General features: G+C 37.9%; 18 protein-coding genes. 12 read left to right on the top strand and 6 right to left on the bottom strand.

What is annotated here, in order from left to right:
* Window positions 1–66 precede the first annotated feature (66 nt).
* From LV704_RS01640 to pgmB, 3 genes are all read right to left on the bottom strand, one after another.
* A complete protein-coding gene (locus tag LV704_RS01640; protein ID WP_163423345.1) occupies window positions 67–1,941 on the bottom strand; it encodes a tetratricopeptide repeat protein in 1,875 nt (624 codons plus the stop codon).
* A 67-nt stretch (window positions 1,942–2,008) separates the two neighbouring features.
* Window positions 2,009–4,042, bottom strand: coding sequence for a glycoside hydrolase family 65 protein (locus LV704_RS01635; protein WP_163423346.1), 2,034 nt, complete (start codon window positions 4,040–4,042; stop codon window positions 2,009–2,011).
* Window positions 4,043–4,055: 13 nt separating this feature from the next.
* Entirely contained in the window at window positions 4,056–4,715 is a 660-nt protein-coding gene (pgmB, locus tag LV704_RS01630) for a beta-phosphoglucomutase (RefSeq protein WP_163423347.1), read from the bottom strand.
* Window positions 4,716–4,926: 211 nt separating this feature from the next.
* Here pgmB and guaA point away from each other — a divergent pair, with 211 nt between their 5' ends.
* The 6 genes from guaA (at window position 4,927) to LV704_RS01600 (ending at window position 11,508) form a co-directional block, all read left to right on the top strand.
* On the top strand, window positions 4,927–6,459 hold the full coding sequence (gene guaA, locus LV704_RS01625; RefSeq protein WP_163423348.1) for a glutamine-hydrolyzing GMP synthase: 1,533 nt from the start codon (window positions 4,927–4,929) through the stop codon (window positions 6,457–6,459).
* A complete protein-coding gene (locus LV704_RS01620) occupies window positions 6,456–8,591 on the top strand; it encodes a LysM peptidoglycan-binding domain-containing protein (protein ID WP_233782116.1) in 2,136 nt (711 codons plus the stop codon). The genes guaA and LV704_RS01620 overlap by 4 nt, the downstream gene beginning before the upstream one ends.
* Window positions 8,581–8,985: an OsmC family protein gene (locus tag LV704_RS01615; protein ID WP_163423350.1), complete on the top strand. Its 405-nt coding sequence runs from the start codon at window positions 8,581–8,583 to the stop codon at window positions 8,983–8,985. Before LV704_RS01620 ends, LV704_RS01615 begins: the two co-directional genes overlap by 11 nt.
* Complete coding sequence (locus LV704_RS01610; RefSeq protein WP_163423351.1) at window positions 8,973–9,503, top strand: DUF922 domain-containing protein; 531 nt, start codon at window positions 8,973–8,975, stop codon at window positions 9,501–9,503. Before LV704_RS01615 ends, LV704_RS01610 begins: the two co-directional genes overlap by 13 nt.
* Window positions 9,504–9,553: 50 nt before the next feature.
* Window positions 9,554–10,357 carry an AraC family transcriptional regulator gene (locus LV704_RS01605; RefSeq protein ID WP_163423352.1) on the top strand — a complete coding sequence of 268 codons (804 nt, stop codon included), beginning with the start codon at window positions 9,554–9,556 and terminating at the stop codon, window positions 10,355–10,357.
* 80 nt (window positions 10,358–10,437) lie between these two features.
* Window positions 10,438–11,508 carry a serine hydrolase gene (locus LV704_RS01600; protein WP_163423353.1) on the top strand — a complete coding sequence of 357 codons (1,071 nt, stop codon included), beginning with the start codon at window positions 10,438–10,440 and terminating at the stop codon, window positions 11,506–11,508.
* Here LV704_RS01600 and LV704_RS01595 read toward each other — a convergent pair.
* A complete protein-coding gene (locus LV704_RS01595) occupies window positions 11,505–12,368 on the bottom strand; it encodes a hydroxypyruvate isomerase family protein (RefSeq protein WP_163423354.1) in 864 nt (287 codons plus the stop codon). The genes LV704_RS01600 and LV704_RS01595 overlap by 4 nt on opposite strands.
* A 44-nt stretch (window positions 12,369–12,412) precedes the next feature.
* On the opposite strand from LV704_RS01595, the gene LV704_RS01590 reads away from it, so the two are divergent.
* The 3 genes from LV704_RS01590 (at window position 12,413) to yidC (ending at window position 16,274) form a co-directional block, all read left to right on the top strand.
* On the top strand, window positions 12,413–12,649 hold the full coding sequence (locus tag LV704_RS01590; protein ID WP_163423355.1) for a DUF3820 family protein: 237 nt from the start codon (window positions 12,413–12,415) through the stop codon (window positions 12,647–12,649).
* A 54-nt stretch (window positions 12,650–12,703) separates the two neighbouring features.
* A complete protein-coding gene (locus tag LV704_RS01585) occupies window positions 12,704–14,338 on the top strand; it encodes a CTP synthase (RefSeq protein WP_163423356.1) in 1,635 nt (544 codons plus the stop codon).
* 67 nt (window positions 14,339–14,405) lie between these two features.
* Complete coding sequence (gene yidC / locus LV704_RS01580) at window positions 14,406–16,274, top strand: membrane protein insertase YidC (RefSeq protein ID WP_163423357.1); 1,869 nt, start codon at window positions 14,406–14,408, stop codon at window positions 16,272–16,274.
* Between the two features lie 281 nt (window positions 16,275–16,555).
* On the opposite strand, the gene LV704_RS01575 is transcribed toward yidC, so the two are convergent.
* The gene (locus tag LV704_RS01575) at window positions 16,556–19,063 is read right to left on the bottom strand and encodes a fasciclin domain-containing protein (protein ID WP_163423358.1); all 2,508 of its coding nucleotides are present in this window, start codon (window positions 19,061–19,063) and stop codon (window positions 16,556–16,558) included.
* A 76-nt stretch (window positions 19,064–19,139) separates the two neighbouring features.
* The gene (locus tag LV704_RS01570; RefSeq protein ID WP_163423359.1) at window positions 19,140–21,026 is read right to left on the bottom strand and encodes a fasciclin domain-containing protein; all 1,887 of its coding nucleotides are present in this window, start codon (window positions 21,024–21,026) and stop codon (window positions 19,140–19,142) included.
* Window positions 21,027–21,603: 577 nt separating this feature from the next.
* Between LV704_RS01570 and mnmA the strand changes: the two genes are divergently transcribed.
* Genes mnmA through LV704_RS01555 form a run of 3 tightly spaced genes read left to right on the top strand, consistent with a single transcriptional unit; the run spans window position 21,604 to window position 24,256 of the window.
* Window positions 21,604–22,794, top strand: a complete 1,191-nt coding sequence (gene mnmA / locus LV704_RS01565; protein ID WP_163423360.1) for a tRNA 2-thiouridine(34) synthase MnmA — start codon at window positions 21,604–21,606, stop codon at window positions 22,792–22,794.
* A gap of 2 nt (window positions 22,795–22,796) precedes the next feature.
* Window positions 22,797–23,741: a nitronate monooxygenase family protein gene (locus LV704_RS01560; protein ID WP_163423361.1), complete on the top strand. Its 945-nt coding sequence runs from the start codon at window positions 22,797–22,799 to the stop codon at window positions 23,739–23,741.
* A 32-nt stretch (window positions 23,742–23,773) separates the two neighbouring features.
* Window positions 23,774–24,256: a hypothetical protein gene (locus LV704_RS01555; protein ID WP_205597898.1), complete on the top strand. Its 483-nt coding sequence runs from the start codon at window positions 23,774–23,776 to the stop codon at window positions 24,254–24,256.
* The last annotated feature ends 3 nt before the right edge of the window (window positions 24,257–24,259 follow it).

Raw genomic sequence — 24,259 nt, 5'->3', positions numbered from 1 at the left:
ACAACAGGTGGACACCTTAAAAATAAGGATGGAACAATTAGCGGATAGGCTTCGGAATGCCTGTTTTTAAAGGGATAACACCAAATCTTGTAAAGAATCTTCCGTGGTAATGTCCAACTTTTTGCGGAGTCGATAACGGGCTTTTTTTATCCCTTCAGGGGAAATATTAAGGATATTGGCAATCTCTTTTGAGGACAGATTCATCTTTAAAAGTGCCATTAAACGAAGTTCATTTGAAGTAACATCCGGAAATTTTAACTTCACATTGCTATTAAAATCTTTGTGTACTTCTTCAAAATAACGCGCAAAATTTTCCCAATTATTGTCGTCCTGTAGATCAAAATTGATGGTTCTAATAAGCTGCTGATAGCCCTTTTTGGATTCCTCGTTTTCTTTGAGCTCTTGGGCCTTTTGTTTTAGGCTTTCTAAAACTTCGTTCTTTTTGGCCAAATGCAGTGCGTGGGTGGTGAGTTCTTTCTTTTTAAAGGCAAGTTCGGCATCTACCTTTTCTTTTTCGAGTTTGTTGCGTTTTAATTTTTGGCGAATGGCGTAAAAACCAATTAAAGAGAGTAAAAGACCAATACCCAAAAGTACTTTTTGAAGGGTACTGATTTCAGCCTGTTGTTCCAAAACGGTAATTTCCTTGTCTTGCAATGCAATTTGTTGCTCTTTTTTTTCTGTATCATAAATGGTTCGGAGTTCCTCTATTTGTTGAGATTTTTTTGCATTGAAAATACTGTCATTGATAAATTGATGTTTCTTTTGATCCAGATATGCATTCCTATATTGTTGAAGATTGTGATATACTTCAGCTCTGTTTAAAGAGGCTTCAGATAAAATTTCAGCTGCTTCTATTGAGTCAGCTAAAGCAATGGACTTATTAAAATATGTAAGAGCCTGATCAGGGTCACCTTTTTTCATATATGTGTGTCCCAACTGTTTGAAATTAAGGGCAAGATCATCTTTTGTTCCAAACTCTTTATTAATGGGCAATCCTTCCATGAGAATGGAAAGAGCCTTGTTATAATTGCCTTTCTTTTTATAGACTTTTCCTAGATTGACCAAAACGTAACCTTTCATTATAGGAACTTTTTTTTCTTTTGAGATGTCCAGTGCTTTGAGATAATTTTCGATGGCCAAATCATAATTGCCAAGCTCTAAATGAACATTACCAATATCTGAGTAGGTATGGCCCATATGCACAACATCATCTATTCCATCGTAAATATCTAATGCGCGATCAAAGTATTCCAATGCTTTTTCATGATTTTCTAAACCCATTTCTGCATATCCTACCCGCACCGCAGCGGTAGCGGTATGAATTTTAAGTTGTAATGTGTTGGATTTTGAACTTAAACTGTCAAATAGTTTTAAGGATTCTATGGAGTATTTGACTCCAAGGTTATAGTCTCCCTTATTAATATAAGCCAAGGATTTGTTCCCAAGTCTATTTGCTAGGTTGTCCCAATGTTTGTATTTTCTTGAATAATCAATTCCGATATTATAATATTCGATTGCTTTTTGATAATTCCCAGAAGTGTATTCTACAACTCCCAAAGCATTGGTCATTTTAACGACGTATTCTTCGTGCTTTATGCGTTTGAAAATGGATAGCGCTTCATTGATATAATACCTAGCAGAATCATTTTTTCCTATGGTTTGATAATAGCCAGCACCCAAATAGTAATTGGCAAATCCTTCACCATCCGCAAAATTCAATTTTTTAGAAAGCTTAAGGCTTTGTTCTATATATTTTTTAGCTTTACTGGGATCCGTATAAAACTCCTCTAAAAACAACTCCTCCAAAGTGGCCACTTTTAAGGTATCATCTTCTTGTGTTTTAAGAACACTTTGCAGACTGTCTAACCTTTGGTTTTCTTGTGCAGAAGTGAACAGGGTATAGCTGAAAAAGACTAAAAGGAGTAATATTGAGGTTTTCATGGAGGTTGGTTTACCTACTAAAAATAGAGAATAAAAAACAACCAATTGAAAAATAGCTCCTTACGGATTATTCTACTTTGAACGTTTCTTTCCTAGGGCCAATCCCTTTTAGGGTCAATGATTTCCATTCTTTAGGGAGAACTGGGTTTTTCTGAAGGATTCCTTCATTGGTGATGTTCAAACCTCCAAAACCAAACAATACCACCTGAAGCATTCCTCCTGCGCCTGTAGCAAAATAGGGATTATCACTTGTTGCGGCTTCGGCCAAAGCGCCAAAGGGGGGTCTTTTGTTAGGTTCGTAACTTCTCCTAAACAATCGGTATGCCTCTTTGGTATTTCCCAAGCGTGCATAAATAACAGCAAACACGGATTGCCCCATAGCCGGTCCTTCTTCAGCCAATTTGGGTTCGTAGTACATTAAATCTTTCAAGACCGTCTCCTCATTGTTTACCACGTCCAAAGGGTAGGTCAATAAATTCACATCTGCTTGTTTAATGCGTTCTCCGGCATATGTGGAATGCTCCTTCGTTGTTCCATCTTCAAATTTTAAAATTCTGATTTTGGAAGCAACCTCATTCCACAGTGGGTCTGCTATTTCTCCAACTGTTTTTGCAGCTTCTGTGGCATATTGCAATGCCGTTATGGCCGAACCATTGGTAAAGGCATTATCATCCACATTGGGGGCAAACTCATTGGCACCCACCACATTTTTGATGCTATAAGTCCCATCTTCATTTTTTGTGGAACGACTTACCCAATAATCCGCTACTTCTTTCATAAGAGGATATCCCTTTGTTTTTAACCAATCGAGATTTTGGGAAACTCTATAATAATTCCAAAAAGCAATGGCAACATCGGCGGTTATATGGTGTTCAAAAGTCCCGGTTAAAGCCCACGCAGGCGTAGCTTCTTCACCGGTATCATCACTTTCCCAAGGAAACATGGCGCCCTTATACCCAAAGTTGATGGCTTTCTCTTTGGCTTTGCCCAGTCGGTCTGAGCGATAATTCACCAGTGAACGTGCAATATCTTGGTTTAACATTAGCAATGGGGGGAACATCCATAGCTCCGTGTCCCAAAAAATATGACCATTATAATTTTGCGAGGACAGTCCCATAGGCGCTATGCTTAAATCTGAATCTCCTCTGGAAAAGGCATAAAGGTGGTATAGCGCCAAACGAACATCCAATTGATCTTGGAGATTCCCCTCAATAATAATATCGCCTTCCCAAAGGTCTTCCCATAGTTTTTTGTGTTGGTCCAGTAAATCAGACCGCGGAGTTAATAGATTAAAAATGACAAAGCGTTCCGATTCTGTTTGTGGGTCCTCAAAATCTTGTGTTGAACATTGAGCTCCTGTCCAGGCAAATTCAAAAGTTTCGCCCTTTTTCAATGTTTGTCCAAAGGTTAGACGGTTATCGTAAGCTGAAGCTTGCTCATGAACAAGTTCAGGCCGCTGGTGCTCTCTTGTGGAATTAATCGCATGCCAAATAAATGTTGCAGAAGTGCCCACCATATGCCTACCTAGTCTACTCTCTGCCACAGTTTGAAGAATAGGCATGGTGGTTTCCAAATCTTGAAGTACCCTAAAAGTACTGTTTGGGCTATGATATTCATCCGGGGTTCTAATGATTCCTGTTGCCCTTATATCAATATTTTTTAAGGGCTCAATCTGTATATCAATATAAGCTGAGTATTGAACATTGCGCAATGCATAGATGGTATAGGAAACCCTTGCTTTGTCCTTAAACAAAAAACTGGTGGTGAACCCTGCTGTTCTCATGTTCAAGGTTTGTACCCAATCTGATACATTTTCTTCGGTAATTTTTTCTTCATCGATTTCGACTTCCAAATTGGCAAAGTTCATTCCCAATAGAATGCGACTCACACCTAAAGGAGATTCTTTGTCATAGACATTGTTAAGGATTATGGATTTTGTTTTAAAGGGTTTGTCCTCTGGTAGAATCCCAATTCTGCCGTTTGCAGCAACAACACCAGTATATTTTTCTACTTTTTTAGAAGAGATGCTCCATCCATCTTCTTGAGCATGAAGAGAAATGCTCACTAAAAATATGAGCAGTGTACAAGCTGTGTTTTTCATTATTTAAAGACTTTTAAAACAAGTCTTTAAAATAAGATTTTATTTCGAATAATGTGGCTTCTGCCATGGTGTCAAACCGCAAATTGGCATGGCCTACACGTTCTTCTGGCCCTATTCCCACACTATAAAATCCGCCCGCTTTGGCAGCATCTATACCACTTTCTGCATCTTCAAAAACAATACATTCTTCAGGTTGCAGATTTAATTTTTCAGCACCATAGAGAAAAATATCTGGTTCAGGTTTACTTTTAGAAACGCTGTTTCCATCGCCAATAACATCAAAATACCCAGATGCATTGAGCTGTTCCAGTACTTTTACTGCATTTTTACTGGCACTTCCCAGTGCTACACTAAACCCTTCTGTTCTTAAATGGGTCAATAATTCTTTGGCTCCTGGTAAGTAATCCTCTGGAGTCATGGTCTCAAGACTGGCAACATAGATATCATTTTTTTTAGTAGCAAGTGCAGCTAAAGTCTTCTCATCTAAAGTAGTGTTGTTATGGTCCAGGATAACTTGAATAGAATCCATACGGGAAATACCCCGGAGTTTATCATTGACCTCATGGTCAAAATCCCAGCCCATATCATCGGACAGTTTTTTCCATGCATTGTAATGAGATTCTGCAGTATCGGTAATAACCCCGTCTAAATCGAAGATAAATCCTTTAATCATGGTTTGTGTGTTTAGGAAACGCAAAGAAATGGTGAATAATGTTAAGAAAAAAACTACTTAACGTTATATTCCAGTCGTTTTAGGATAAAAAGAGTCAATAAAAGCAGGAAAATAGAGACGATAAAGCTATGTTGATAAACCATTAAAAAAGTTATTATAAATATCCCTGAAAAGATACTTTTTCTACTGAAGCAAATTGCTATTTTTGCCCATGCATAACAACGTACTTATCCTAGATTTTGGTTCCCAATACACACAGTTGATCGCAAGACGCGTTAGGGAGCTTAACATTTACTCAGAAATAAAACCTTATAACAATCCACCTAAGGATTTATCAGCCTATAAAGCGGTAATTCTTTCAGGGTCTCCTCATTCTGTTAGAGGGGATAATGTCCCGCATCCAGATTTATCTGAAATCAAAGGAAAAAAACCTTTGCTGGGCATCTGCTACGGAGCTCAATATTTGGCGCACTTTCATGGAGGTAATGTGGCACCATCAGCCACACGAGAATACGGAAGGGCTAATTTGTCCTATGTGAAGGAAGACGAGGAATTTTTAAAAGGTATTGATGAAAACAGTCAGGTTTGGATGAGCCATAGTGATACCATAAAAGAATTACCCAGTGGTGCAACACGCTTAGCAAGCACACAGGATGTAGAAAATGCTGCTTTTCGTATTGAAAATGAAAAAACGTTTGGCATTCAGTTTCATCCAGAAGTATATCATACAAAAGATGGTAAAGAGTTGTTGGAAAACTTTTTAGTAAACATTGCAGGTCTACAACAAGATTGGACCCCAGATGCATTTGTGGAAACCACCGTTCAAGAACTCAAAGAAAAAATTGGGGATGACAAGGTGATTTTGGGGCTTTCTGGAGGTGTGGATTCCAGTGTAGCGGCCATGTTACTGCATAAAGCTATAGGAACCCATTTACATTGCATTTTTGTGAACAACGGATTGTTACGTAAAAATGAGTTTGATAGCGTTCTTGACCAATATAAGCACATGGGGTTGAATGTAAAAGGTGTTGATGCTTCGGCACGTTTTTTGGATGCTTTGAAAGGAGAGTCGGATCCTGAAACCAAAAGAAAGATTATAGGGAGGGTTTTTATTGAAGTTTTTGATGATGAAGCACATAAGGTAGAAAATGCAAAATGGTTGGCACAAGGCACCATTTATCCTGACCGTATAGAATCGGTTTCAGCAAGTGGAGGCCCTTCAGCGGTCATTAAAAGTCATCATAATGTAGGTGGATTGCCTGATTATATGAAGTTGAAAATTGTAGAACCCTTGCAGTTGTTGTTTAAAGATGAGGTACGTAGGGTTGGAAGAAATTTAGATATGGATGCAGCAATTCTTGGTCGCCATCCTTTTCCTGGCCCAGGTTTGGGAATCCGTATTTTAGGTGACATTACAGCAGAAAAGGTGTCTATCTTACAAGAAGTGGATGCTATTTTTATTGATGGATTGAAAAAATGGGGATTATATGACAAGGTTTGGCAGGCCGGAGCTATGCTTTTGCCCGTAAATAGTGTAGGAGTAATGGGAGATGAACGGACATATGAAAAATGTGTAGCTTTAAGAGCTGTGGAAAGTACTGATGGTATGACGGCAGATTGGGTCAATTTGCCCTATGAATTCCTACAAAAGACATCCAATGATATAATAAATAAGGTCAAAGGCGTTAATAGAGTAGTGTATGACATTAGCTCAAAGCCACCTGCAACTATAGAATGGGAATGAAAAAACATATTTTAAGACTTAGTGTTGTTGCCTTTTTCTTGGCTTCAATTCAAGTTTCTGCACAGAAGTATACCACTCATGCGGTTAAAGAAGGAGAGACATTGCAAAGCATCTCTCAAAAATACCGCGTTACTCCTTTTACCATCTTGCAATCCAACAAGGAAATCAAAACGGCTTCGGATGTAAAAGCAAACACCATTTTGATTATTCCTTTGGATGGTTCAGTAATAGAACCACAAGAAAAGGCTGAAGAAGAAAAAGTAGAAGAGCAAGAAAAACCATTAAGCTTTTCTAGACATAGGGTAAGGAAAAGAGAAACCTTGTTTGGACTTACCCAACGCTACGAGATTACGGAGGAACAACTAAAGCGTTACAACAGACAGTTATATTCAGAACCTCTAAAAAAAGGTATGGTGTTGCAAATACCCAAATTCCCAGAACCTACACCAGAAGATGAGCGGGCACTGGATTTTGAGACGTATACTGTACAACCTAAAGAAACAAGATGGAGTATTGCCCATAAATACGGAATCACGGTGGATAGCTTGGTTATACTAAATCCTGACCTAAGCAAAAGCTCAGATTATTTGGCAGTAGGGCAAGAACTAAATTTACCAAGACCTAAAGGAGACAGCCTAGAAAATCAAGAAGTAGATTTATTTACCTCATTTACAGTGCCGCCCAAACAGACATTGTATAGTTTAGGGAAAGAGTATGGTATTCCTTCAGATTCTATAGTAAAACTGAATCCTGAAATCATGAAACTTGGCGGCCTTAAGGAGGGAATGGTTATACGCCTTCCCAAGAAAAAGGATACCTCTGGAGAAGTGAATACGGAAAATTTCATTTTTTACGAAGTAAAACCAAAACAAAACATTTTTAGGCTTACCCAAAATTTAAAAATTACTAGAGACGAATTGTTTGAATTGAACCCGGATTTGGAGAATGGCCTTAAAGCGGGTATGGTTTTAAAGCTCCCCAAGGATAATGCCACAGGTCTAGAAGTTAAAAATGCCTTGGTCTTGGATAAAATTAATCTAATAGATAGCATCAATGTTGAAAACAGGCCAAAGTTGGTTTTTATGCTGCCTTTTAGATTGGACCGAGTTAATTTTAATGATAGAAAGAAGACCATAAGTCAAATAGAGACAAGGAAGGATATTAGCTTAAGTGTAGGGTTCTACTCTGGGGCGTTGGTAGCATTGGACTCCATCAAGAAAATGGGTGTCTCAGTTGATGTAAAAACTTTTGATACGGAGTTGAGCCAAGCTAAAGTCAAAGAAATTTTGTTTAGAGAAAATCTCTTGGGAGTAAATGCCATTATTGGCCCGGTGTCTTCAAGCGCTTTGAATGAGGTTGCTGTGCAGGCTGCTTCCAAAAACATCCCGGTAATCTCGCCAATAGCTTCAGATAGTCAATTGAGCCATAGCAATGTATATTTTTCCGTTCCAACGGATGCTATTCTCCGACAAAAAATGCTTTCCTATATGGAAAAAAAGTACACAGATCAAAATGTGGTTATTATTGCCGACTCTACCCATCAAGTGGCCTATGACTCTATTATATCTAAGTTTCCAACAGCTCAAATCGCAAAAATCATTGATAATAAATCATTGCATTTGGATGAATTTCTGATCATGCTTTCCGAGACTAAGGAGAACTGGGTATTTGTAGAAACAGATCAACCTAATATGGTGTCCAGCGTTAGTTCCATTCTAAATTCGGCAATTTCAGAAGAGACTCCTGTAAAGATGTTCACTACAAATTTCAATAGTGCTTTTGAAAGTGATGCGGTATCCAGTGCTCACCTTTCCAATTTAAAATTTACGTACCCATCTTTTTATAGAGAAGCCGCAACTGATGCCTTTACCAAAGCATATAGAAAGCGATACAAAGGCTTAAAACCTGACCGCTATGCTGTACGTGGTTTTGATGTGACTTTTGATGTTTTATTAAAACTTGCCCATAAAAACAACCTTTTTGAAACCTCCAAGATTATAGGGCTTACGGAATATACGGGGAACAGTTTCAATTATTTGAATAACTGGTCTTCTGGATATTATAACACGGCCTGCTATTTAATGGAGTATAATGGATTACGAATTAAAGAAATAAAGTTAGATGACCTCTAAAGTTACTTATACAGGAGAATTACGGACCACATGTTTGCATCTAAGGTCTAACAATGAATTTATTACGGATGCCCCAGTTGATAACAACGGATTGGGACAAGCATTTTCACCCACAGATACCGTAGCTACCGGTTTAGGAAGTTGCATGCTGACCATGATGGGGATTAAAGCTAGGGACTTGGAAGTGGATTTGTCCGGCTCTACTGCCGAGATTACCAAACACATGGCTGCAAACCCAAGACGCATTTCTAAAATTGAAGTGAAAATGGAACTTCCTGAAAATGTTTCTGAAAAGCATAGGAAAATTTTAACGAATACTGCGAACACTTGTCCTGTACATTATAGCTTACACCCTGATATTGAAAAAATAATTGAATTTCATTGGGTAAAGTAATTGCTATAGGATGCCTTTTATTTCTTTGTTTTTTTGGATATGCCCAAGAAATTGAAGAGGGTATCTTATGGGATTCCAGTGAGCGCCTTACTTGGGCAGATTTTAGGGGTAAAGTCCCACCAGCTGCAGTACCGGCAGCCACTACCGCAAGCGGGATAAGTTATAAATACTCTGCAAATTTAATTCACCATGAAGTAGAGTTGGATTTTGAAGTAAATGCTTTTTTCTACCCAAATGAATCTTGGTACAAACCAGAAATTTGTGATGACTTGATCTTGAGTCATGAACAACTCCATTTTGATATTTCTGAACTCTTTGCCCGTAAGATGAGGGATAAGCTGAAACGTACTTCTTTTTCAGATAATGTAAAGGCCGAGATACGGAAAATCTACAAGGAAATTTTAAAGGAATTAGAAGATTTTCAAGATTTATACGACTGGGAAACCAGCTTTTCTAGAAACGCTGAAAAGCAATTGGAGTGGAACAAGAAGATAGCCAAGGCTTTGGATAAAAACTAAATTTTATTGTCGGTTGTAACGTTTGGCATATTTCGTACTCTTTATAGTGTATGAAAATTCTAGAAAAGGGCAACTATTACGGCATCCGTAAATTGGAATTAGAAAATGTAGGTGTTTCTTTTTCCGAATATGATTATAATTTACCGCAAACAGATTGGCATTATCATGAAAACCCCTACTTCATGTATGTCTTGGACGGAAACCTTAAAGATATCAATAGGGGAGGTACTACACTGTGTCCTCCTGGCAGCTTTTTGTTTCATAATTGGCAAGAAATGCACATGAATACAAAAGAAACTCGTTTAGCAAAAGGTTTTCATATTGAATTAGATCGAAATTGTTTCGGAAAGAAAAACCTAAACGAAAACCTTTGGGAAGGCAGCGGACTTATGAAAGATCCAAGACTGCACCAAACCTTGGCAAAAATCTACTATGAGTTTAAATGTAACGATAAGTATTCCACTGTATCTTTAGATGTATTGGTTTCGCAACTTTGTGAAGAAGTATGGGGAGAGGATTTAACCCCAATAAAAACAGAACCAGAATGGATAGAAAATTTAAGACAATTGATATATGATGATTCTAATGACTTAACATTATCCTCCCTTTCCAAAATTTTAGGTGTGCACCCTGTGCACTTGTCTCGCAGTATCCCAAAATACCTCAATACCACATTGGGAGATTATATCAGAAGCCATAAAATTAAAAAAGCTATTCATCTATTGGGAAATCAGAATTACTCTCTTACTGAGATAGCGCATTCTTGCGGATTTTCTGATCAAAGTCATTTTACGCGAACGTTCAAGCATTATTTCAAAGAAACCCCAAAAATTTTTAGGCAGAAGTTTCTCTAATTCTGTTTCGTGTTAATTTCATTCTATTTTTATCGTAAATGCTTGATTTATTTTGTTGAGATAATCAAAAAACAATAGAAATGAACAAATTTATCTGGTTAGTATTAATGATTGCGGTTCCAATTTCTCTAAGCGCTCAATTGGACTTTTCTGAGAAAAACAGAATAGACCATGCACTCTTCAAAGAAATGGATAAAAAGATTGATAATGGAGACTATGAAAGGATTACAAGTGTTTTGGTAGCGGGGCAAGGAAAACTGGTTTTTGAAAAATATTATAATGGAACAGATGTAAATACGCTGAGGAACACACGGTCTGTTACCAAGACTATGGCTACTATCCTTACTGGAATAGCTATAGATAAAGGGTATGTAAAATCGGAAAAGGAAGAGATTTTTAAATACCTGAAACCAGAATTGCCCATAAAAAATCAAGATCCTAGAAAACAACAAATTACAATAGAAGATCTGTTGACGATGAGCTCTATGCTTGAATGTGATGATGACAATATGTTTTCGAGAGGCAATGAAGAGCGCATGTATATTGTTGAAGATTGGCTTCAGTTTTTTGTAGACCTTCCAATACGTTCGTTTCCATTTGGGCCTAAACCGAAAGACTCCCCTTATGGTAGGGCTATGAGCTATTGCTCTGCCGGAGCTGCGACAATGGCTGTAGTTGTTGAAAATGCCGTAGAGATGCCCTTGGACAGTTTTGCAATACAAAACTTATTTGACCCATTAAATATTAAGGATTATAAATTGCACTATACGCCTTCGGGTGTTTTAAATACAGCTGGTGGAAGTGAATACAGAAGCCGTGATTTTTTAAAGATTATCCAAATGTTTCTTCAAAATGGCGAATGGGACGGAAAACAAATTCTTTCAAAAGAATGGATACAGAAGGCCATTACACCCAAAGCAAATGCAAGAGAAGGAACTGATTACGGATATTTGTTATGGTTGAAGTCTTTTGGAAGCGATAAAAAGTACAAATCATATTACATGTCCGGAAGTGGTGGGCAAAAAGTTCTGGCAATTCCAGAATTGGAAGCCGTAGTTATAATTACCACCACTAACTATGGAAACAGAAAAGCCCATAGTTATACAAACGAGTTAATGAATAATTATATAGTACCAGCCTTATTTAATTAGACATCGCACCGTAAAAAAGCATCTTTAAGGGCTTCAATCTTGTCATCCCAAGTTGTAATAAACTCTTGTGCCACGTGACCAGTAAAACCTGTATCTAAAATTGCTTTCATGATGGCAGGGTAATACAATTCTTGGGTTTCATCAATCTCATGCCGCCCAGGTACACCCGCGGTATGATAGTGCCCAAAGTAGGGATGATAATTTTGAATACTTCGAATAATGTCGCCTTCTTGTATTTGCATATGGTAGATATCAAAAAGAAGTTTAAAATTGTCACTGCTCAGATGTTTGCAAAGTTCCACCCCCCATATGGAACTGTCACACATATAATCTGGATGATTGACTTGGTTGAACAATTCCATTTGAATTACCACTCCATGTTTCTCCGCCAAAGGCATAATCTTGGAAAGTCCGTCAACACAATTTTGAAGCCCAACATAATCGTTTATTCCTCTTCGGTTGCCACTAAAGCAGATGAGGTTGGTATATCCGGCTTCAGCTACCTGAGGAATAACCTCCGTATAGTTTTGTATAAGCTCTTCATGGTATTTTGGATCGTTCCATCCCTCTGTCAAACTAATTTCCGCACCATTGCACATAGAACAATGAATATCATACTTTTTTAGAAGGGGCCAGTCTTTTGGGCCTATAAGGTCAATTGCTTTTATCCCTAATCCATTCAATATTTGAAGAAACTCTTCTAAAGGCAAATGGCCAAAACACCATTGACATACACTATGATTAATGTTGTTCTTTAGCTCAAAATCCTTATTTGATTCTTGACTTTGTGCTAAGGATGAGGTGGTTACCATAGCTGCAGATCCAGCGGCAGCGGCAGCTATGAAATTTCTTCTCTTCATGATTAGGTATTTATACCCAGAAAGATAGTATTTTAGAAATACAAATGGAAATTCAACCCGACAAAGAAAAGTTACTGGAACTTGCCCATTATAGAATGCCCTTTGGTAAGTATAAAGATCGTTATTTGGTCGATTTGCCATTGGCTTATTTGGTGTGGTTCAGGCAGAAAGGATTTCCAAGGGGAAAGTTGGGAGAACACTTGATTACCATGTTGGATGTGAAGGACAACGGACTAGAGCCCATGATAAGAAAAATTCAAAAAGAATTTCCTAAGGAATGATCTGGTTTTACGTTGGCAATTTGTAACTTTACACCCCGTAATAGAAATCCCAATATGTCACAAACCAAGTACATTTTCGTTACGGGTGGTGTTACTTCTTCTTTAGGTAAAGGAATTATCGCCGCATCTTTAGCCAAGTTACTACAAGCTAGAGGTTACCGGACTACCATACAAAAATTAGATCCTTATATTAACGTTGATCCGGGGACATTAAACCCTTATGAGCATGGCGAATGCTATGTAACGGATGATGGTGCTGAAACTGATTTGGATTTGGGGCACTACGAACGCTTTCTAAATGTGCGCACATCCCAGGCAAACAATGTCACCACTGGTAGAATTTATCAAAGTGTTATTGAGAAGGAACGTAGGGGAGAGTTCTTGGGTAAGACGGTACAGGTTGTACCACATATTACCAATGAGATAAAACAGCGTATCCAGATATTGGGAAATAGCGGGGATTATGATATCGTTATCACGGAGATAGGTGGTACCGTAGGTGATATTGAATCGCTGCCATACATTGAGGCAGTTAGACAGCTTTTATGGGAATTGGGAGACAATAATGGGATGGTAATCCATCTAACGTTGGTGCCATTTCTTTCCGCTGCTGGCGAGTTAAAGACCAAACCTACCCAACACTCTGTAAAAACCTTAATGGAAAGTGGAATAAAAGCTGATATTTTGGTTTGTAGAACGGAGCATGAGATTTCGGACGATATCAAGAAAAAACTGGCACTCTTCTGTAATGTGAGACAAGAAGCAGTTATTCAATCCATAGATGCATCTACCATTTACGACGTTCCTATGCTCATGCAAGAAGAAGGATTGGACAAAGTAGCTTTGGAAAAATTGGCACTTCCACAAGAAACCGAACCAAACCTTGAACTATGGAAGCAATTTTTAAACAAACACAAGAACCCAAAAAACCAAGTTACCATTGGCCTTATTGGTAAATATGTAGAGCTTCAAGATTCCTATAAATCCATTTTAGAATCTTTTATCCATGCTGGTGCCGCCAACGAGGTAAAAGTAGAGATACAATCTATACATTCTGAGCATATTTCTAGTTCAGATATTGATAAAAAGATGATGGGATTGGATGGTATTTTGGTTGCTCCCGGATTTGGTGAGAGAGGTATTGAAGGTAAAATTTTAGCAGTTAAATACGCTCGTGAAAATAATGTCCCCTTTTTAGGGATTTGTTTAGGGATGCAAATGGCCGTCATAGAGTTTGCTCGAAATGTGTTGGGATTAAGTGATGCCAATTCAACTGAGATGGATGAAAAAACATCCAATCCAGTTATTAGCTTAATGGAAGAACAGAAGTTAGTAACTGATATGGGGGGAACCATGCGTTTGGGTGCATGGGACTGCCAACTTAAAGAAGATAGTTTGGTACATGGAGTTTATGGGGAAACCGATATAAAGGAACGACATAGACATCGCTTTGAATATAATAATGACTATAAAACGCAAATGGAAGAAGCAGGATTGATGGCAACGGGACTAAACCCTAAAACCGGTTTGGTTGAGGTCATTGAGATTCCTTCGCATCCATGGTTTGTGGGTGTTCAATACCATCCTGAGTATAGAAGCACCGTAGCAAGCCCACATCCTTTGTTTGTAGGATTTGTAAAAGCGGTTTTAATACAAAAGCAACAACAAACTAATGCCAGTTTGGCATAAACTCCGCTTTTGGACATATATTTGCCACTTGAAAACCTGAGATAAAGATTTTCACTAAATAACTTTCATGGAAGAAAAGAAACTGGATATCAATTCCATTATTGGTTTTGTATTGATTTTTGGGATACTCATTTTTATGTTTTACCAAAATCAGCCTACCCCAGAAGAATTAGAGGCCCAAAAAGCAGAACAAGAAAAGATTGAAGCAGCAGCTGCAGAATCTGAAACTGTTGTTGAATCTGTTCAAAATAACAAACCTGCACCTATTAACTTGCAAGATTCTACAGCTGTAGCAAGCTATAAAAGTACTGTTGGGGCTTTTGGTTTTACAGCAGCTGCAGAAGGTACTACAACACTGGAGAATGAGGTACTTTATTTAGAAGTGGATAACAAAGGTGGCCAAATTATAGAGGCCAGAATGAAAAATTTTGTTGATCATGATTCTGTTCCAATATATTTGGTGAAGGATGCTAATGCCAAATTTGGGATAAACTTTTCTACTTCAGACAACAGAGTGTTGAACACTCTAGATTTGTTTTTTGAACCCTCACTTTCAAATAGTGGAGATAATCAAGTGCTTTCCATGAAAGCCAAGATTTCGCAAAACCAGTTTTTAGAATATCGGTATGAGATGAAACCAAATGATTATTTGGTGGATTTCACTATTCGATCTCAAGGATTGAACGGAGTGATCAATTCAAGTCGCCCTATTGATTTGGAATGGAATCTAAAAGGAATAAGGCATGACAAAAGTGTTCTATACGAAAATCGCTATACTCGTTTGACCTATAATCATGATGGGGATAAAATCAGCAAACTTTCTGAGAGCAGTGATTTAGATGAAGAGACGGAAATAGATGTAAAATGGCTGTCTTATAGACAACATTTCTTCAGTTCTATTCTGGCAACAGACACCCACTTTAAGAGTGCAGAACTGAGTTCCACAAATTTAGTGGAGGAAGAAAGCAAAGAAACACTGTTTACAAAGGCATATACAACTAAAACTGCTTTGGAATTACAAGGTGGAGAGCTTTCTCAAAATATGCACTGGTACTATGGACCAACAGATGTGAAAGTGTTGGATGAATACAAAGATTTAGGATTGGTAGAATCTATTCCTTTTGGATGGGGAATTTTTGGGTGGATCAATAGATATGTGTTCACTCCGTTTTATAGTTTCCTAAGTTCTTTCCTTCCTTTTGGTATTGCCATTGTTATTATGACGATTATAGTGCGTTTGGCATTATCACCGGTCACTTATAAATCTTATCTGTCTCAGGCTAAGATGAAAGTATTAAAGCCTGAGATTACTGAAATTAATGAGCGGTTGAAGGACAATGCTATGAAAAAGCAACAAGAGACCATGAAACTCTATAATAAAGCAGGAGTGAGTCCAATGAGTGGTTGTATTCCAGCGCTGCTACAACTTCCTATTTTTTACTCTTTGTTCATGTTTTTCCCAACCTCATTTGCTTTAAGACAGAAGTCCTTTTTATGGGCGGAAGACTTATCATCTTATGATACTATTTTTAATTTACCGTTTGCGATTCCTTTTTACGGAGATCACGTGAGTCTTTTTCCAATTTTGGCATCCGTAGCCATCTTTTTCTATATGACCATGACTACAGGGCAGAGTATGCAGATGCAACAGCAACCGGGCATGCCGAACATGAAGTTCATCATGTATCTTTCTCCAGTAATGATGCTGTTTTTCTTTAACAACTATGCCAGTGGTTTGAGTTTGTATTATTTCATCTCCAATTTGATTACCATCTTTATTATGTTGGCAATCAAAAAGTATATCTTAAATGAAGATAAGATTCATGCTCAAATTCAAGAGAATAAGAAGAAGCCTAAAAAGGAGAACAAGTTTCAGAAAAAGATGCGTGAAATGATGGAGCAGGCCGAAGAGCAAAAGAAAGCTGGAAAACGTTAAAAAGTATTTCTGCAAAACAAAAACTCCCCCAGAATTTGGGGGAGCTTTCACCATTGATTAGGTATAGTTTGGAAAGATTTGGGACTTCAAAGATGTAACATAATACTTGCCTAAAAAATTAATAGTTGTCAAAGGGGGTGTTTTTGTATGGTAAAGAGACCTCTTTTGATGTGTCATCGACGAACGGTAAACACCTATAAAAAAAAGAAACTCCCTTGATTAAAATCAAAGGAGTTTTTAGTAATAAAAAACCTACAAATTATAAGTTTGATTTACTAGGATCAATGCAGTGCATCCAAAACTTCTTGAGGTAAAAGAACTTTATCTACAACATGTACAATACCATTACTTGCAACATTATCTGCACCAACTACTTTTGCATCTACATGGGTTTTGTCTCTTATAAAGACTCCATGATTAATAATTGCAAATAAAGATTCACCTTGTACAGTTCTTAATCTTTGATGATTATACAAATCAGAAGAAGCCACTGCATTTCCAGCCACCACATGATAGGTCAATATTTTAGCCAATAATGCTTTTTCCTCTGCAGTATCAAAGTCTTCAAGACTATTGTATTGATTTCCTAAGGCATGCAATAAATTTTGAAAAGCTTTATTTGTTGGAGCAAATACGGTAAAAGGACCATCACCACTCAATACTCCTACAAGACCGGCATCGGCTTGGATTAAGGCCTCTACCAATAGACTAAGGTCATCTACAGATTGCGCTAATTGCACCATATTAGGGGTAGGAGGAAATAGAATATCCAAAACTTCTTGTGGTAATAACACTTTATTGATGACATGGACAACACCATTGCTTGCTTCTACATCTGGCAATACAACTGTTGCGTTATCATCCGTTACATCCTCAATATGTACTGTTCCGTTTTTAATGTTGATACCAACACTTTCACCTTGAAAAGTTTCAATTTGTTGACCATTGGACAAGTCTGTTGAGAAAGCTGCAGTTCCTGCAACTACATGATAGGTAAGTACTTTTACCAAAATATCTAGTTCCGCGGGGGTATCAAAGTCTTCTAAGCTATGGAAGTCATCTCCTAACAAGTCCAATAGCTCTTCAAAAGCGGCATTGGTTGGAGCAAAAACTGTAAATGGCCCTGTTCCGCTCAAAGTTTCTACAAGTCCCGCGTTAGCCGTTTGCAATGCCTTTACCAGCAAGCTTAAATCATTTGTTTCTATTGCGATCTCTACAATATTCTTTAGTTGTAGTTGAGCAACAAAGTCTAAGGCAACTTGCGGTAATAACACTTTGTTGATTACATGAACTACTCCATTACTTGCTTCAACGTTTGGAAGAACCACAGTGGCATTTGCGTCCGTAGCATCCACAACGTGTACATTGCCATCCTTTATATTGATTCCTAAGTTAGCTCCAAAAACAGTTGGAATTTGTTGTCCATCTGATAGATCTGTTGAAAATGCTGCAATGTTGGGAACTACATGATAGGTTAGAATAGCAATCAACAAATCAATTTCTTCCTGTGTATCAAAATCAGCTAAACTATTGAAGTCATCTCCAAGAATATCCAATAATTCAACAAAAGCGGCATTGGTTGGTGCAAATACCGTAAAAGGACCGGCCCCGCTTAGTGTTTCAACAAGACCGGCATTTGCAGCTTGCAAAGCATCGACAAGCAGACTTAAGTCTTCAGTCTCAATTGCTATTTCAACAATGTTCTTTAATTGTAATGATGCCACAAAATCCAAAGCAGCTTGAGGAAGCAATACTTTGTTTATGGTATGGGCAACTCCATTGGATGCCATGATGTCTGTTCCTGTAATGTTGGCATCTACATCAGAAGCATCACCAATAACAAAATTTCCATCTTTCTCAATAACGGTTAAAGTGTTATTGGTAAATGCAGTTGGCACTTCGCCAGCGGCTAAATCTGCTTCCAAAACCTTTGCAGGAATCACATGGTATAATAGTATGTTTTTAAGAAGCGCTAGTTCGTCATCTGTATCAAAATCTTCCAAAGACATATAATCATCTCCCAATATGCCCAATAATGCTACAAAGGCATCATCTGTTGGTGCAAAAACTGTAAATGGTCCTTCACTATTTAAAGTGTCTACCAAACCAGCTTTGATAACAGCTGCTTCTAAAAGTGATAAGGCTTCAGTTTCTACTACAATGTCAACCAAAGTGCTTTCTTCTTCACTTCCTCCATTTAATGCATCAATAATTTCTTGTGGTAATAACACTTTGTTGATTACATGAACAATACCATTGGAAGTACCTACATTAGGTAATACAACTTCTGCATCTGTATCTGTTGCATCGTCTATAAACACGCCACCATCTGCAAGACTCACAATTACATCTTCACCTTGAAAAGTTGTTAGGGTTTGACCATCGCTTAAATCCGAAGATGCAGCAGCTACACCAGAAATAACATGGTATTTTAGAATAGTCGCAAGCAAGGTTTTTTCTTCTGGAGTATCAAAATCCTCTAATGAATCAAAACCATCTAAACTTTGTAGGAGTGCTGTAAAGGCATCATTGGTTGGAGCAAATACAGTGAAGGGTCCATTACCATTAAGTGCTGGAATTAAATCTGAATCTTCATTTTCATCTGCCTTTGTTAACGCAGCAACTAATGAACTGAAGGCATCAGTTGCTTGTGCAGTTTCTACAATAGTACCTGTAGCTTCAACTATTTTGTCTGTTGTTTGATCTTCATTGTCATCGCATGAAGAGAACGTGAATACGGATAGAACCATCAATAAGAGATAGCTCTTTAAGAGTGAATTTTTTTTCATTTCAAAAAGTGTTTAGATTCAATTGTTGGGATGAAAAAAGAGGGTCATTGTTCTCAAAATGACCCTCTTTTTCAAATTAATTTGTAGTATCTGGAATCAATACGGCATCCAATACATGGATTACTCCATTTACGGCTTGTACATCAACTGCGTCAATACCTATACCTGCATTGCCAGCACCATCTGTTACATTTGCAATATTACCATCTGTACCAGGAAGCGTAATAGTAAACGTATCACCTTCTAGAGTTGCGGGTGTTACCGTATCACCATCAGGAGTTAAATCTCCTGAGCGTATATTGGCTCCAGCAATAACGTGATGTTGTAAAACACTGGTTAGTAAAGCGGAATCAATATCAGGCAATCCGTTCCACATATCATTGCTATCCAATAAAGCCTGGAAAGCATCATTGGTTGGAGCGAAAACAGTAAATGGACCATTACCTTGCAATGTTGTAACAAAATCAGGTTGACCTTCGGTGGTCAAAGCAGCTACTAAAGAATCAAAGTTTGGATTCGCTGTTGCGAAAGTAACTACTGTTGGCAAATCGATTACAGCATCCACAGCATGAACAACTCCATTGGAAGCTACAATGTCTGCAATGGCAACGTTACTTATGCCATTTAAAGTAACACCATCATCTGTATTAATGTAAAGACTTAAATTTTCATCAGTTGCAAATTCAGCAGCGGTGTTTACATAAGAATTTGTCAATCCTGATGAAAATGCCGCCGCGCCAACGATTACATGGTTAGAAAGGATATCATTAATATCATTGGAATTTGGATTTGTAAATGCACTAAATGCATCATTTACTGGTGCAAAGACGGTAAATACCTCTTCATCATTGGATAATAGATCTGTGAAAGTAGTATTTCCACCATCAGTAAGTGCAGCTACTAAAGAAGTAAGGGCTGGATTGGCCAATGCATGGTCAACGATGTTAGGTATATCTATAACCGCATCTACCACATGTACTACGCCATTTAGCGCCTTTATATTTGGAGCTTCAACAGTTGAAGCTGCATTGAACACAACGCCATCAGCAGTATCAAAGAAAATACTAATGTTTTCATCACCAGCACCTGCTGCAAGTGTATTGGCATATCCAGAGCCTAAGGCAATTAAGTCTGCAGCCATTAGTTCTCCACTAATAACATGATTTAGTAAAACATTGGTTAAAACATCAACTGGAATATCACCAAGTTCAGCACCATCCAAGAAAGCTGTGAACGCATCATCTGAGGGAGCCAATACCGTAAAGGGACCATCACCTCTTAGTACTGTTGGTAAATCTCCGTTAGCTGCAGTTAAGGCTGCTACTAAACTTTGAAGATTTTCATTTCCAATTGCCAAATCTGTAATAGGAATTAGAATAATATCAGCCAATTCATCTAAAATAGCTTGTGGTAGCAATACTTTATTAATCACATGTACTATACCGTTGGTAGTTTCAACGTTAGCTTTTGTAACTTCTGCATTAACGTTAGTTGCATCACCAATAAAAACTCCCCCTTGTGTGGAAATTTCCAAAGTACCTCCTTGTAATGTGGTCAAACTTTGACCATCGCTCAAATCAGAAGAAAGCGCTCCTGCTCCAGGAATAACATGGTACGTTAATATGGTGGCCAATAGGTTTTGAAGTTCTTGTGTGCTAAAGTCATCCAAAGAATCAAATCCGTCCAATTGGGCATACAAATCTGCAAATGCAGCGTTGGTAGGTGCAAAGACCGTGAAAGGGCCATCACCACTTAAAGCACTAACTAAATCGTTGTCGGCGCTTTCATCAGCTTTTTGTAATGCGCTTACCAAGCTGCTTAAATCTGCAGTAGCTATTGCAGCTTCTACTATATTACTGGTAGGTACAACCACGATTGTACCATCGTCATCATCCGAACAGGATGTTAAGATCAAGGCGAACATTAATAATGTGAATTGGGATAATTTCATTAGTGCTTTCATGATATTTTTTAGATTTTATGTTGTTTAATGTTGTAAAGATGTCATTAAACAAAATAGGTTGCTTTCTGTTTAACTTATTTTATAAAAAGTTTAACAAATCAATCTAAAAAACAAATGATACTATTAAAAAAAAACGACCCGCTGAATACAGTGAAACGGTTTTTTATAAAACTTCGTGAAACTATGTAGCTAAATATTACTCAAAATTCCTAGTAATGGTGGTGCTTTATCTATAATATGAATAACTCCTTTCAATATTTCTGTATCTGGTGAAGTAACTTTGGAAGGTTCTCCCGTTTTGTCTAGAATGTAGATATTGTTATTTACTATTATGTTTAACTTTTATGCTTAAAAGATAATCAATTATTAGTTCAAGTTTAACTTAATTTTAAATACTTATGCTGAACATTAAGACAATAATGCATTATTACAAGTGTATAAATGGAGTATCACTTTTTTATTACAAAAGATTAACGTTTTAGGTTTTGTCCACCAAATACTTCTCCATGCCCAAAAAAACAGGTTTAGGATTTAATGGGTGTCATTTTGTATTTTTGCACAGTTATATGGAATAGAGATGAAAAAAGTTGTTGTTGGACTTTCTGGAGGTGTGGATTCAAGCGTTACAGCCTATCTTTTAAAAGAACAGGGTTACGAGGTAATCGGTCTTTTTATGAAGAACTGGCATGACGATTCTGTGATTATTTCTGAGGAATGTCCTTGGGTAGAAGATAGTAATGATGCCCTTATCGTTGCTGAAAAACTGGGTATTCCATTTCAGACCGTGGATTTAAGTGTTGAATACAAAGAACGTATAGTGGACTATATGTTCAATGAATATGAAAGAGGAAGAACACCCAACCCAGATGTGCTTTGCAATCGTGAGATAAAGTTTGATGTGTTCATGAAAATTGCATTGCAGTTGGGGGCAGATTATGTTGCTACCGGGCACTATTGCAGAAAAGGTGCAATACTGAACAAAGATGGTTCTGAAACATATCAGCTTTTAGCAGGAGTAGATGGTAACAAAGACCAATCTTATTTTCTATGTCAACTGTCCCAAGAACAGCTTTCAAAAACTTTGTTTCCTATCGGTGAACTAACAAAGCCAGAGGTAAGAAAGATTGCATCTGACAATGATTTGATCACAGCTGATAAGAAAGATTCTCAGGGATTGTGTTTTATTGGGAAAGTGCATCTTCCAGATTTTTTACAGCAAAAATTGAAACCGAAAAAAGGCCTTATTGTGGAGGTTCCAAATACAGCAGCTCTTTTTACTGGTGAGACCCCTAAATTTGAAAATAAGGGTGCGGAATTGGCATTTTATGCTGAGAAACCTGCGTATTCAGAAACAGACGGAAGAGTAGTGGGGGAGCATCAAGGAGCTCATTATTTTACCATTGGGCAGCGTAAGGGGTTGAATGTTGGGGGAACAAAAGAACCTTTGTTTGTAATTGATACTGACGTAGAAAAAAATATAATTTACACGGGTCAAGGTAAATCCCATCCGGGTCTATTGCGCCATACATTGTTCGTAAATGAAAATGAATTGCATTGGGTTAGAAAAGATTTAACCCTAGATGTTGATGAAACTATGGAGGTAATGGCCAGAATTAGATATAGACAACCCTTGCAACATGCTACATTGTACAAAACCGATAGTGGTCTTTACGTAGATTTCAAAGAAAAACAATCCGCTATAACAGAAGGTCAATTTGTGGCTTGGTACATAGCTGATGAACTTATCGGCTCGGGAGTCATTTCATAAATATGGGTCAAAATAAAATCACACAGCTTTTCGCAATTAAGTACCCAATTGTTCAAGGAGGAATGATATGGGCTAGCGGTTGGCGTTTGGCGTCGGCAGTTTCCAATGCTGGAGGCCTTGGGTTGCTTGGGGCCGGAAGTATGTACCCTGATGTGTTAAAAGAACATATTGATAAATGTAAGAAAGCCACTAACAAACCTTTTGGGGTAAACATTCCAATGTTGTATCCTAATATTGAAGAGTTAATGCAAATCATTGTCAGCAGTGGAGTAAAAATTGTTTTTACTTCTGCAGGAAACCCAAAAACATGGACAGCGTTTCTAAAGAAACATGGAATTACGGTTGTGCATGTGGTTAGTAGTGTGAAGTTTGCTTTAAAAGCACAAGATGCCGGAGTTGATGCCATTGTAGCAGAAGGATTTGAAGCAGGAGGGCATAATGGAAGGGACGAGACAACCACTATGGTCTTGATTCCATCGGTAAAAGAAAAAATTAGTATTCCCTTGATTGCAGCAGGAGGAATTGCTACTGGCCAAGGAATGTTGGCCGCTATGGTACTGGGAGCAGATGGGGTTCAGTTGGGTAGTCTATTTGCGGCAAGCGAAGAAGGTTCCTCGCATGATTTGTTTAAAGAAGAAATAGTAGCGGCCCAAGAAGGAGATACCCATTTAACCTTAAAGGAATTAGCCCCGGTACGTTTATTGAAAAACAAATTTTATGAAGATGTGCAGCAGGCATATGCACAAGGAGCCTCAGTTGAAGATTTGAAGACCTTATTGGGCAGAGCAAGAGCCAAGCGTGGCATGTTTGAAGGTGACCTAGTTGAAGGAGAATTGGAGATTGGACAAGTATCTGGGTTGATTCATGAAATAAAGCCCGCAGCAGAAATTGTAAAAGATTTGATGACGGAATTTGGCAAAGCCAAAGAGGCAGTGAAAAATTTTTAAAACAATCAACTTTCTTTACATTTATCGGGCATATGAAAAAACTAATCCCCACATTAGTATTATTTGTACTTGCATCGCAGCTCTATGGTCAAATAGAACGTGATAAGGCACTTCACTTTTTAGGTGGAAGTCTTTTTGGTCTGGCAGGTGCAGGTATTGCTAAGCAAGCTTCAGATGGAAATAGAGTATGGACATTTGTAGGCGCCGTGGCCGGAAGCACACTTATTGGTTTGGCAAAGGAAACGGTGGATGCGGGCCAGCGAGATAATGGTTGGGACAATGATGACCTATTGGCTACCATTTTAGGTGGTGTTACAGTAGGTGTTGCAATTGAAGTCTTTTCAAAAAAACGAAATAAACGGCTTAGGGGAAGTTTTACCACAGAACATATAGAAACAGATGTTTTTCAAGTAAATGTGGTAAGCGAGAATCTGTTGGTCGATTACGAAGAACTACCTAGCTTAACTACATTTGGACTTTCTTCAACCTTCTTAAGAAGTTATCTCTCTCCCTAAAAA

The sequence above is a fragment of the Flagellimonas sp. CMM7 genome (genome assembly GCF_021390195.1).
Lineage (GTDB): Bacteria > Bacteroidota > Bacteroidia > Flavobacteriales > Flavobacteriaceae > Flagellimonas.
The sequence above is the reverse complement of the archived record's forward strand: the minus strand, read 5'-3'. Positions and strand labels throughout refer to the sequence as shown.